The organism is Pseudomonas sp. 22082, assembly GCF_052046055.1.
Taxonomy (GTDB): Bacteria; Pseudomonadota; Gammaproteobacteria; order Pseudomonadales; family Pseudomonadaceae; genus Aquipseudomonas; species Aquipseudomonas pharyngis.
On the sequence record NZ_JBQEQB010000034.1, the window covers coordinates 38,508 to 50,755 of the forward strand.

Below are 12,248 nucleotides of genomic sequence, written 5' to 3' on the forward strand. Positions count from 1 at the left end.
GATCAGATGGCGTGATTACAGCTCTACAACAACAGCCTGGGAAGCACGGGTCGCTTTGGCACGAGCAGCTTCAATCGACTCGTCGCGGGCCAGTGCAACACCCATGCGGCGCTGACCGTTGACTTCAGGCTTGCCAAACAGACGCAGCGCGGTATCCGGCTCGCTCAGTGCAGTACCGAGGTTGGCGAATGCAGTCTGGGTCGACTGGCCTTCCACCAGAATCACCGCTGAAGCCGATGGGCCGAACTGACGGATCAGCGGCACCGGCAGACCGAGGATCGCCCGGGCGTGCAGGGCGAACTGCGACAGGTCCTGAGAAATCAGGGTCACCAGACCGGTGTCGTGCGGGCGCGGCGACACTTCGCTGAACCACACCTGATCGCCTTTGATGAACAGCTCGACGCCGAACAGGCCACGACCGCCCAACGCTTCGGTCACGGCTTTGGCAACGCGCTCGGATTCAGCCAGCGCCACCGGGCTCATGGCCTGTGGCTGCCAGGATTCCTGATAGTCGCCCTTCTCCTGACGGTGGCCGACCGGCGCACAGAACGTCGTGCCGCCGACGTGACGCACGGTCAGCAGAGTGATTTCGTAGTCGAAATCGATGAAGCCTTCGATGATCACCCGACCTTTGCCGGCGCGACCACCCTCTTGCGCGTAATCCCAGGCTTTCTGCACGTCATCGGCGCTGCGCAGCAGGCTCTGACCCTTGCCCGACGAACTCATCACCGGCTTCACGACGCACGGAAAGCCAAGGTCCTGAACAGCCTTGCTGTAGTCCTCGAAGGTGTCGGCGAAGTGGTACGGCGAAGTCGGCAGGTCCAGCTCTTCGGCAGCCAGACGACGGATGCCTTCGCGGTTCATGGTCAGTTGCGCGGCGCGAGCGGTCGGGATCACGGTGAAGCCTTCGGCTTCCAGTTCGACCAGGGTGGCGGTGGCGATGGCTTCGATTTCCGGCACGATGAAGTGCGGCTTCTCGGCTTCGATCACTGCACGCAGGGCGGCGCCGTCGAGCATGTTGATCACGTGGCTGCGATGGGCAACCTGCATGGCCGGCGCATTGGCGTAACGGTCAACGGCGATCACTTCAACGCCCAGGCGCTGCAGCTCGATTACCACTTCCTTGCCCAACTCACCACAGCCACACAGCAATACGCGGGTCGCGGTCGGCGACAATGGAGTTCCGATACGGGTCATCTCAGGTCCTCAAAGAAGCGGATCATCGAGGAAAGCAACGCCAGACGCGCTTTCCATGGGGAGAAAGCGCGGCATTTTACATGAACCTGAGGGTTTGGCTTCAGCCGGCGACAGCCTGTTTGCGTTCGCGCCAGGCCATGATCAGCCAGACGGCGGTAACACCGGCGAACTTCGAGGCCAGAGCAGTGATGAGCACCGGCGGCGTCAGCAGGTCGATCATGCCAAAGAAGATGAAGGTATCAAGCGGAATGCTCAGCGCCGAACTGATCCACAAGCGGTCGCGCAACGGGCGCTTGGTAATGGTGAACACCAGCCAGTCGATGCACTCGGAGACCGCGAATGCCGTGGCGCTGGCCAGCGCAATCGACGGATCGGACGTGACATAGGACAGCACCAGCGCTGCCAGCATCGCCACGATCGCGCCATGACCGAAACGGGTCTGCACCATGTCGCGCAGCACGAACACCAGCCCGCCCCAGGCCGACCAGATGATGTCCAGATGCGGCGCAGTGGAAAAGGCGAAGTTGATCAGCACGACACTGCTGATGTAGGCGATGAGAAAAATCATGGGCGTGACCTGTCAATTTGGCGCACAGGTTACTTCAGCCCTTCGATGGCGCCAATCAAATCGGTTATTGCCCTGGCGTTTTGCCGATCATCCAGACCAGGCCACTGGCCTTGGCCCGCTCATGACACAGCCCAAGCACAACCCGGCGTTCATCATTGGTCATGCGGCTCCAGCGAGTGATCTCCTCGACCGTGCGCTGGCAACCGGTGCAAATATCGTCTTCGTCCAGCGCGCAAATGCTCACGCACGGCGAGGCGACAGGTCTTTCCGGGGTTGTCATTCTTCCTGCTCGACCAGATCGCGCGCATAGCGCTGGGAGTTATGCACATAGTGCGCGGCACTGGCTTCGAGCATCTTCTTCTGCGGCTCGGTGAGTTCGCGCACGACCTTGCCCGGCGAGCCCATCACCAGCGAGCCGTCAGGAATTTCCTTGCCTTCGCCGATCAGCGAATTGGCGCCGATGATGCAGTTCTTGCCGATCTTCGCGCCGTTGAGGATGACCGCGTTGATGCCAATCAGGCTGTAGTCGCCGACCGTGCAGCCGTGGAGCATGGCGTTGTGGCCGATGGTCACGCCGGTGCCGATGGTCAGCGGATAGCCCATGTCGGTGTGCATCACGGTGCCATCCTGGACGTTGCTGTTCTTGCCGATCAGGATCAGTTCGTTGTCGCCGCGCAACACGGCGTTGAACCAGACGTTGGCGCCCTCTTCCAGTCTGACCTTGCCCACCAGCACGGCATTGGGGGCGACCCAGCTCTGCGGATGGGTGTCGACACGGGCGTCGCCCAGGCGGTATTTCATCTTGTTTTCCTCAGGGCTCACGGTGGCTGGCCATTCGAACGATGGCTTCAGGTATTGATGAAGCTTTTGGGCGGTTGATGCAGGCTGATTCTGGCGTCATAGAGCAGGTTGATCAACTCGACGATCATGATTGCCGTCAGCCCCCAGATCTTGTATTCGCCGTAACGATAGCTCGGCACGTACCAACTGCGACCCTGATAGTCGATGCGGTGGGTGTGTTCGCGCGGATCCTTGCGGAAGAACTCCAGCGGCACACTGAACACCGCAGCGATCTCGGCATCATTGGCCTGGTATTCGACAAAATCGGGAATCACCCCGACATACGGAGTGACCTTGATGCCATGCAGGGAAATCAGCGGGCTGAGCGGACCGATCACTTCGACCAGTCCCGGCGGCAGGCCGATTTCCTCTTCGGCTTCACGCAGAGCGGTAAACACCAGGTCCGGATCTTCCGGATCCCGACGCCCGCCCGGGAAGGCGACTTCGCCGCCGTGGGTCGAAAGCCCGCTGGCCCGCAGGGTGAGGACAAGTTCGGGTTCGTCACTGCGAGTAATCGGCACCAGGACAGCGGCCTCGGGGAAACGCGTGTCGGTCTCCAGCGTGCGCGGCGTGTGATTGCTTACCCGGTGCAGTAGCTCGTCCAGCATAAGTGTTCTCGATCGGTGCCTTACCCTGCATCATGCACCAATCATTGCGACCGCCCAACCCCCGAACGGGGGTCATGTCGCGAAACGACAACTTGCCGACTGACACCGCTGCACGCCAAGATAGGCGCAGCATTCAGGAACCCCAGCATGAAATTTTGCAGCCAGTGCGGCAACCCGGTGACCCAGCGCATTCCCGAAGGCGACTCGCGGCTGCGATTCGTCTGCGACAGCTGTCAGACGATTCACTACCAGAACCCCAATATCGTGGCCGGTTGTGTACCGACCTGGGGCACCAAGGTCCTGCTCTGTCGCCGCGCCATCGAGCCACGCCTCGGTTACTGGACGCTGCCTGCCGGTTTCATGGAGAACGGCGAGACCATCGAACAGGCCGCCATCCGCGAAACCTCCGAAGAAGCCTGCGCCCGGGTACGCAACCTGAGCATCTACACCCTGATCGACGTGCCGCACATCAGCCAGGTACATGTGTTTTTCCGCGCCGAGCTGGCGGATCTGGACTTCGCCGCCGGCCCCGAAAGCCTGGAAGTGCAGTTGTTCGACGAAGCGGATATTCCCTGGGACGAACTGGCGTTCCGTACGGTGGGCCGGACCCTTGAATGCTTTTTCGCTGACCGGCGCGTCGAGGTCTATCCGGTGCGCTCCGAATCGATCCCGCCGCTCACTCAACCAGCCATCACTTGATTTCGACGATGGCCGGCCGATAACCGGCTTACGCAGCCCGCGACAGCGCCTGCACACTATCTATAAATAAAGTATCTGCTTCATTTCTGGGGAATCGTTTCAATGCGCTGGTTGCTTGCCCTGTTCTGCCTGTCGTTCGTCACCGTCTCCCAAGCGTCATTCGTGACCACCGTGACGCCATCGAACACCCCGCTCATCGAAAAAGTACTGGTGCTCAAATCGGCTCATCAACTGCAGTTGATCGCCGACGGCAAGCCCCTCAAGAGCTATCGCATTTCCCTGGGCAAAGGCGCGAAAAAAGGCCCGAAACTGATTGAAGGCGACAAACGCACGCCGGAAGGTTTCTATTGGATCGACTGGCGCAAGACCAGCGACAAATTCAACCTGTCGATGCACATCTCCTACCCGAACATCAGCGACTCCGCCCGCGCCCGCCGCGAAGGCGTCGAGCCTGGCGGAATGATCATGATCCACGGCACGCCGGACTCCGAGGACACTCCCGAACAACTGTTCCACACCCTGGACTGGACCGACGGCTGCATTGCCATGCGCAATGTCGACATGCGCGAAGTCTGGAACCTGGTGCCGGATGGCACGATGATCGAAATCCGCCCCTGATTCCGTAGCCAGGGCACCTGTTCCCTCCGGGCCGCGAAGCGGCCCTTTCTCCTGACCATTGGTCGCCCGTAAAAAATAAATTCAAAAGATCGCAGCCTGCGGCCAGGCCTGAACGGTGATACCACTTTCACCCGCCAGAACAGCCGCAGACTGCGATTTTTTGCGTTTTACAGTCCACCTCTAATACCACTTGAAACCACCCACCTTGAAACCCTCGAACCCATAGGCCTACAGGCATTTCCGACACGTTGACATGGTATGCAAGTGGTATTAGTTTTCGCCCGACAACCGAGCGACAACAATCCTATATCAGCGCCGGAAAAGCCTTACATGAACGACCTCCACGCCCTACGTCCCGACGACTCCCAGCCGACGCCGCTGTACCTGCAACTGGCGCGCAATCTGGAGGCGGCGATCCATGCCGGCCAGTGGAAAGCCGAACAGGCGATGCCGTCGGAGCGCAATCTCAGCGAACTGCTGGGGATTTCCCGGGTCACCGCGCGCAAGGCGCTGGAAGTCCTGCTCGATCAAGGTTTGATCCGCCGCCTGCAAGGTTCCGGCACCTTCATCACCCCACGCCTTGAACAACCGCTGTCGCGCCTGTCGGGTTTCAGCGAGATGCTGCGCCTCAAGGGCTTCGTGCCCAGCTCGCAATGGCTGGAGCGGGAAATCACCCTGCCGACCCACGAAGAACTGATCCGCCTCGGCCTGTCGCCGAACGACAAGGTCGCGCGCATGAAACGCCTGCGCAAGGCCGACGACACCGTGATGGCCATCGAGATGAGCACCCTGCCCGCCTCGATCATGCCCAAGCCACAGGTGGTGGGCGATTCCCTCTACGAACACCTCGACAGCATCGGCAAACCGATCGTGCGCGCCCTGCAGCACATCCAGGCCATCAATGCCTCGGACGAGTTCGCCGCACTGGTCGGCATCGCCCCCGGCACCGCGATGCTGCTGATGACCCGGGTCGGCTACCTGGAAGACAACACGCCGATCGAAGTCACCGACACCTATTGCCGCAACGACTACTACGACTTTGTTGCAGAGCTGCGCCGCTGATCAGCAGCCAGGCCAAACGAGAGAAGCGAAATGTCTGAAGACAACATCCTCACCGCTGACGGCTGGATTCGCGGCCGGCTGATCCACGAACACGGCAGAGTCGTGTCGATCGAAGGCGTGCCTTGCGATCCGGCGACCAATGACCTGCCTTATCTGCTTCCGGGCTTCATCGACCTGCACGTCCACGGCGGCGGCGGCAAGGACATCATGGAAGGCGCCAGCGCCTTCGAGACCATCACCAAGACCCACGTGCGATTCGGCACCACCTCGCTGCTCGCCACCACCATGACCGCACCGAGCGCCGAGATTTCCAGCGTGCTCAGGGAAGTCGGCGAGTTCTGTGAACAGCGCCCGAAAGGCTCCGCCCGAGTCCTCGGCGTTCACCTCGAAGGCCCCTACATCAATCCCGGCAAACTCGGCGCACAACCGAACTTTGCCCACACCGCGTTGATGGCCGAAGTCGAAGACTATCTGGCACTGGCGCCGATTCGGGTGATCACCATCGCCCCGGAAATCGCCGGCCATGACGGCTTGATTCGTGAACTGAGCAGCCGTGGCATCCGCATGCAGATCGGCCACACCCTCGGCAGTTACGAGGAAGGCGTCGCCGCCCTTGAGGCCGGCGCCACCAGTTTCACCCACTTGTACAACGCCATGAGCCCGCTGCATCACCGCGAGCCGGGCATCGTCGGCGCCGCCCTCGCCCACGCCACATTCGCCGAGCTGATTCCGGATTTGCTGCACGTGCACCCCGGCGCGATCCGCGTGGCCCTGCGTTCGATTCCGTGCCTGTACTGCGTGACCGACTCAACAGCCGCCGCCGGCATGCCCGACGGCGAGTACAAGCTCGGCAGCCACACCGTCACCAAATGCCTGGGCGGCGTGCGCCTGCCCGACGGCACGCTGGCCGGCAGCACCCTGACCATGGATCAGGCCCTGCGCAATCTGGTGAAGATCGGCCTGCCGATCGCCGAGGCCTCGCAACGTCTTTCGCAATTCCCCGCCGACTACCTCGGCATCACCGAACGCGGGCGCCTAGCACCTGGCGCCTGGGCCGACTGCGTGCGACTGGATCGCTCACTCACACTGACCGCCGTCATGGTCGAAGGAGAAGACATTGACTTCAAAAATGCTTGAGGAGGCGCTGTCCTCGTTCGAGGCCGTGCAAGCCCAACTGCAGCAGCTCGACCCGCCAATGATCGAGATCGCCGGGCGCCTGCGCCGTCAGCCGCCGCAAGTGGCAATGACCGTCGCCCGAGGCAGCTCCGACCATGCGGCAAGCTACTTCGCCTACCTGACCATGCAGCAACTGGGGATTCCGGTGGCGTCGCTGCCGATGTCGGTGGTGACCATGCAACAGGCGCCGTTGAAGGTCAGCGGTCAGGTTGCGTTCGCGTTTTCCCAGTCGGGCCAAAGCCCGGATCTGGTCAACAGCCTGCGCCTGTTGCGCAAGCGTGGCGCGCTCAGTGTGTCGATGGTCAACGCCGCCGATTCGCCGCTGGAGGCTGCGTGCGAATTCAGCCTGCCATTGCTGGCCGGCACCGAAAGCAGTGTCGCCGCGACCAAGAGTTTCATCGCCACCCTCAGCGCCAGCGCCCGTCTGATCGCGCACTGGAAAGAAGACGCCGAATTGCTGGAGGCGCACAACGCCCTGCCCGAAGGCCTGCGCGAAGCCGCGCAACAGGACTGGAGCCTGGCCATCGACGCCCTGCGCGATTGCGAGCGGTTGATGGTGATCGGCCGTGGCGCCGGTTTCGCCATTGCTCAGGAAGCCGCGCTGAAATTCAAGGAAACCTCGGCGATCCAGGCCGAAGCCTTCAGCAGCGCCGAAGTCCGTCACGGCCCGATGGCCCTGATCGACGAACACTACCCATTGCTGGTGTTCGCCCCGCGCGGCGCCGAACAGGCCGGCCTGCTGAGCCTGGCAGCCGAGATGCGTCAGCGCGGTGCCCGCGTGCTGCTGGCCGCGCCGAATGACGTGAGCGAGCGCGACCTGACCCTCAGCCGTGCCGAGCACCCGGCCCTCGATCCGATCCTCGCGATTCAGAGTTTCTACGTGATGGCGGCCGGTCTGGCCGTGGCCCGTGGCATGGACCCGGATCAGCCGCGACACCTGAGCAAAGTCACCCGTACGCACTGAGTCCGAACCGAACGTTTTCCTGATGAGACCGAGCCATGCACAACAACAATAAAGAGCTGACTTTAAGCGCCCCGCTCAGCGGCCCGGTGCTCACGCTCGCCAACGTTCCGGACGCGGTGTTCGCCAGCGGCGCGATGGGCGACGGCATTGCCATCGATCCGCTGAACGACACCCTGTATTCGCCCTGCGCCGGGGTAGTGATCCACGTCGCCCGCACCGGCCATGCGCTGACCGTGCGCGCCGACAACGGCGCCGAGCTGTTGCTGCACCTCGGTCTGGACACGGTGGAGTTGCAGGGTGAAGGCTTCTCGATGCTGGTCAAGGAAGGCGCGCGGGTCAGCAATGGCCAGCCGCTGCTGCGCTATGACCTGGACAAGGTCGGCCGCCAGTGCAAAAGCCTGGTCAGCCTGCTGATCCTGACCAACAGCCAGGATTTCCAGGCGCGCCCCATCACCCTGAAAACGGTGAAGGTCGGCGAGCCGCTGCTGCACATCATCGCTCGTCACAGTACAGCGGCGAATGCAGAAGAACTCGGCGGCCCGGAAGTTCTCGGTCACGTGCAGGTTGCCCATCGCGGCGGTCTGCATGCGCGCCCGGCGGCGTTGATCCGCCAGACGGCGCAAGGGTTCAAGAGCCAGTCGCAGCTGCATTTCGCCGGCAAGTCGGCATCGTGCAACAGCCTCATCGGTTTGATGGGCCTGGCGATTGGCGAGCAGGACGAAGTGCAAGTCAGTTGCCAGGGCCCGGACGCACAGGCTGCGCTGCAAGCCTTGCTCACTGCGTTGGCCACCGCACTGCCCGAAGACCATCACGCTGCCGCACCGGTTGCCGCCGCTCCACGCAATCGCTCGGCCGAGGCTGGCGTGTTGCACGGTGTGTGCGCCGCGCCGGGACTGGTCGGCGGGCCTCTGTTTCGTCTGAACGCGATCAGCCTGCCGGCCGACACCGGCAATCATCAGCCCGAGCATCAACTACAGATTCTCGACACCGCGCTGAATCAGGTTCGCAGCGAAATCGACGGCACCCTCGTCCAGGCGAAAAAACAGCGCAATGCCGACGAGGAAGCGATCTTCGCCGCGCACCTGGCCTTGCTGGAAGACCCGGCCTTGCTCGACGCCGCCCAGCAATCGATTGAAACCGGCACGGCGGCGACCCACGCCTGGAGCCAGTCCATCGATGCGCAATGCGAAGTGCTGCAAAACACCGGCAGCCCACTGCTGGCCGAGCGCGCCAACGATCTGCGCGACCTCAGGCAACGCGTGCTGCGCGCCCTGCTCGGCGAAGCCTGGCACTACGACGTGCCGGCCGGCGCCATCGTCGCCGCCCACGAACTGACGCCGTCGGACCTGCTGCAACTGAGCGCGCAAGGCGTCGCCGGTTTGTGCATGGCCGAAGGTGGCGCGACTTCCCACGTGGCGATTCTGGCTCGGGGCAAAGGCCTGCCGTGCGTGGTCGCACTGGGCTCGGCGCTGCTCGATCAAGCGCAAGGCCTGTCGGTGGTCCTCGACGCCGACGGCAGTCGCCTCGAGCTGACGCCGAATGCCGAGCGTCTGGCCGAAGTGCAGCAGGCGCAGATCGACCGTCAACAACGGCGCGACGCCCAGCAAGCTCAGGCCCATCTGCCGGCCGAAACCCGCAACGGCGTATCCATCGAAGTGGTCGCCAACGTCGCTTCCAGCCACGAAGCAGCCGATGCGTTTGCCAATGGCGCCGATGGCGTCGGCCTGTTGCGCACCGAGTTTTTGTTCGTCGATCGCCACACTGCGCCGGACGTCGAAGAGCAACGCGCTGCCTATCAAGCCGTGATCGATGCCATGGGCGACAAGTCGGTGATCATCCGCACCATCGACGTCGGCGGCGACAAGCAACTCGACTACCTGCCACTGCCAGTGGAAGCCAACCCGGTGCTCGGCCTGCGCGGCATTCGCCTGGCCCAGGCCCGCCCGGAAATCCTCGATCAGCAACTGCGTGCGCTGCTGCAAGTCAGCCCGTTGCAGCGTTGCCGGATCCTGCTGCCGATGGTCACCGAGGTCGACGAATTGCTGCACATCCGCCAACGGGTAGATGCGCTGTGTCTGGAACTGGGCATCAATCAACGTCCGGAAATCGGCGTGATGATCGAAGTCCCGGCCGCCGCGTTGCAGGCCGAGCAACTGGCCGAACACGCCGACTTCCTGTCCATCGGCACCAACGACCTGTCGCAATACACCCTGGCCATGGACCGCGACCACTCAGGCCTCGCCGCACGGGTCGATGCCTTGCACCCGGCGCTGCTACGCGTGATCGCCATGACCTGCGAAGGCGCGGCGGTGCATAAACGCTGGGTCGGCGTGTGCGGCGCCCTCGCCTCGGATCCACTGGCGACGCCGGTGTTGATCGGCCTGGGCGTGACCGAACTGTCGGTGAGCCCGGTCCAGATCGGCGAAATCAAGGACCGCGTGCGCCAGCTGCACGAAGCCGAATGCCAACGCCTCGCCCGGGACTTGCTCAAGCTGAGCAGCGCCGCCGCGGTGCGTCATGCCTGTCATCAACATTGGCCTCTGCGCTAACAAAAACAACAAGGACAATCGCCATGTACCAACTCTTCATCGAAGGCCTGCAACGCCTCGGCCGCGCGCTGATGCTGCCGATCGCGATCCTGCCGATCGCCGGCCTGCTGCTGCGCCTGGGCGACACCGACCTGCTGAACATCGCGATCATCCACGACGCCGGTCAGGTGATCTTCGCCAACCTGGCGATGATCTTCGCCATCGGCATCGCGGTCGGTTTCGCCCGGGACAACAACGGCACCGCCGGCCTCGCCGGGGTGATCGGTTATCTGGTGATGATCTCCACCCTCAAGGTGCTCGACGCCAGCATCAACATGGGCATGCTCGCCGGGATCGTCAGCGGCCTGATGGCCGGCGCGCTGTACAACCGCTTCAAGGACATCAAGCTGCCGGAGTACCTCGCCTTTTTCGGTGGCCGGCGTTTTGTGCCGATCGTCACCGGGTTCGCGGCGGTCGGTCTGGGCGTGGTGTTCGGCTACATCTGGCCGCCGATCCAGCACGGCATCAACAGCTTCGGCGCCTTGATGATGGAAAGCGGCAGCCTTGGCGCCTTCGTGTTTGGCGTGTTCAACCGCCTGCTGATCGTCACCGGCCTGCACCATATCCTCAACAACATGGCGTGGTTCGTGTTCGGCAACTTCACCGACCCGACCACCGGCGCTCTGGTCACTGGCGATCTGTCGCGTTACTTCGCCGGCGATCCCAAGGGCGGCCAGTTCATGACCGGCATGTTCCCGATGATGATCTTCGGCCTGCCGGCAGCGTGTCTGGCGATGTACCGCAACGCCCTGCCGGAACGCCGTAAGGTCATGGGCGGGATCTTCCTGTCGATGGCCCTGACCTCATTCTTGACCGGGGTGACCGAGCCCATCGAATTTGCCTTCATGTTTCTGGCGCCGCTGCTGTATCTGGTGCATGCGTTGCTGACCGGGTTGTCGATGGCGATCACCAATGCGCTGAACATTCATCTGGGCTTCACCTTCTCCGGTGGTTTCATCGACATGGTGCTGGGCTGGGGACGCTCCACCAACGGCTGGCTGGTGGTGCCGGTGGGACTGGTTTATGCCGTCATCTATTACTCGGTGTTCGACTTCTGTATCCGCCGTTTCAATCTGAAAACGCCGGGACGTGAAGACGTGGCCGCTGCCGAGAAATCCGTGCTGACAGAAAACGAGCGCGCCGCTGCGTACATGAAAGCCTTGGGAGGTGCCGAGAATCTGGTCACCGTCGGCGCGTGCACCACGCGGCTGCGACTGGAAATGGTCGATCGCAACAAAGCCTCCGATGCCGATTTGAAAGCACTGGGTGCAATGGCCGTGGTACGTCCGGGCAAGGGCGGCAGTCTGCAGGTGGTCGTCGGGCCGATGGCTGACAGCATCGCCGACGAAATCCGCCTGGCGATGCCCGCATTGGGCCGAGCCGTAGCGACTGCTCCTGTCGCCGTCGTCGAAACCAGCGAGCCCGTTGCTATAGCCGCACCGCAAGCCCAGCAATGGCTGAGCGCCCTGGGCGGCAGCGACAACGTGCTGCAACTCGACTGCATCGCCATGAGCCGCATCCGCCTGCAACTGGCCGATGGCAAAGCGCTGTCGGAAAGCCGATTGAAAGAACTTGGATGTCTGGGTGTGAGCGCGCTGGAAGATGGCGTATGGCACTTGCTGGTAGGTGAGCGGGCGCAGAGCTTGAGTGCGGCGCTGGAGGGGTTGGTCAATCGGAGTGAAGTGAGTGCCAAGGTCTGATGGTTGCCATCTAGTATTGACTTGATGCGATTACAAACAGGAAACCCGGCCTAGGCCGGGTTTCCTGTTCCATTTGAAGCGACCACCGCAGGACCGGAGCTTCCGAGAGGTAAGCTGAAACCAAATGGGAAGATTCGGTAAATCCCACACATCTTTGAACATTCGAAGATGGAACGCGGAGCGTCCCGGGCTGCATTCCCACGCGGAGCGTGGGAACGATCAAGCAGT

12 protein-coding genes are annotated in these 12,248 nt (G+C 62.6%); 7 read left to right on the forward strand and 5 right to left on the reverse strand.

Going from position 1 to position 12,248, the window contains the following annotated elements; all coding sequences use genetic code 11:
- Positions 1-15 precede the first annotated feature (15 nt).
- The 5 genes from purT to ACTJK9_RS27920 all read right to left on the reverse strand — a co-directional run bounded on the left by purT (position 16) and on the right by ACTJK9_RS27920 (position 3,213).
- On the reverse strand, positions 16-1,197 hold the full coding sequence (gene purT, locus ACTJK9_RS27900) for a formate-dependent phosphoribosylglycinamide formyltransferase (RefSeq protein WP_440817554.1): 1,182 nt from the start codon (positions 1,195-1,197) through the stop codon (positions 16-18).
- 100 nt (positions 1,198-1,297) lie between these two features.
- Positions 1,298-1,765 (reverse strand): preQ0 transporter, encoded by a 468-nt coding sequence (locus ACTJK9_RS27905; RefSeq protein WP_085611431.1) that lies wholly within the window; start codon positions 1,763-1,765, stop codon positions 1,298-1,300.
- Between the two features lie 64 nt (positions 1,766-1,829).
- A complete protein-coding gene (locus ACTJK9_RS27910; protein ID WP_007954618.1) occupies positions 1,830-2,045 on the reverse strand; it encodes a DUF1289 domain-containing protein in 216 nt (71 codons plus the stop codon).
- Positions 2,042-2,566 (reverse strand): gamma carbonic anhydrase family protein, encoded by a 525-nt coding sequence (locus ACTJK9_RS27915; protein WP_025112181.1) that lies wholly within the window; start codon positions 2,564-2,566, stop codon positions 2,042-2,044. Before ACTJK9_RS27915 ends, ACTJK9_RS27910 begins: the two co-directional genes overlap by 4 nt.
- A gap of 47 nt (positions 2,567-2,613) precedes the next feature.
- Entirely contained in the window at positions 2,614-3,213 is a 600-nt protein-coding gene (locus ACTJK9_RS27920; protein WP_039769535.1) for a CoA pyrophosphatase, read from the reverse strand.
- Between the two features lie 147 nt (positions 3,214-3,360).
- Between ACTJK9_RS27920 and ACTJK9_RS27925 the strand changes: the two genes are divergently transcribed.
- The 7 genes from ACTJK9_RS27925 (at position 3,361) to nagE (ending at position 12,020) form a co-directional block, all read left to right on the forward strand.
- Entirely contained in the window at positions 3,361-3,912 is a 552-nt protein-coding gene (locus tag ACTJK9_RS27925; protein WP_085611430.1) for an NUDIX hydrolase, read from the forward strand.
- Between the two features lie 102 nt (positions 3,913-4,014).
- Complete coding sequence (locus ACTJK9_RS27930; protein ID WP_085611429.1) at positions 4,015-4,530, forward strand: L,D-transpeptidase family protein; 516 nt, start codon at positions 4,015-4,017, stop codon at positions 4,528-4,530.
- A gap of 330 nt (positions 4,531-4,860) precedes the next feature.
- Positions 4,861-5,592, forward strand: a complete 732-nt coding sequence (locus tag ACTJK9_RS27935) for a GntR family transcriptional regulator (RefSeq protein WP_039769530.1) — start codon at positions 4,861-4,863, stop codon at positions 5,590-5,592.
- Between the two features lie 30 nt (positions 5,593-5,622).
- On the forward strand, positions 5,623-6,729 hold the full coding sequence (nagA, locus tag ACTJK9_RS27940) for an N-acetylglucosamine-6-phosphate deacetylase (protein WP_440817560.1): 1,107 nt from the start codon (positions 5,623-5,625) through the stop codon (positions 6,727-6,729).
- Positions 6,722-7,732: an SIS domain-containing protein gene (locus ACTJK9_RS27945; RefSeq protein ID WP_440817568.1), complete on the forward strand. Its 1,011-nt coding sequence runs from the start codon at positions 6,722-6,724 to the stop codon at positions 7,730-7,732. Before nagA ends, ACTJK9_RS27945 begins: the two co-directional genes overlap by 8 nt.
- A gap of 35 nt (positions 7,733-7,767) precedes the next feature.
- Positions 7,768-10,281 (forward strand): phosphoenolpyruvate--protein phosphotransferase, encoded by a 2,514-nt coding sequence (gene ptsP, locus ACTJK9_RS27950; RefSeq protein ID WP_440817562.1) that lies wholly within the window; start codon positions 7,768-7,770, stop codon positions 10,279-10,281.
- Positions 10,282-10,304: 23 nt separating this feature from the next.
- Positions 10,305-12,020: an N-acetylglucosamine-specific PTS transporter subunit IIBC gene (nagE, locus tag ACTJK9_RS27955; RefSeq protein ID WP_440817565.1), complete on the forward strand. Its 1,716-nt coding sequence runs from the start codon at positions 10,305-10,307 to the stop codon at positions 12,018-12,020.
- Positions 12,021-12,248: the final 228 nt, after the last annotated feature.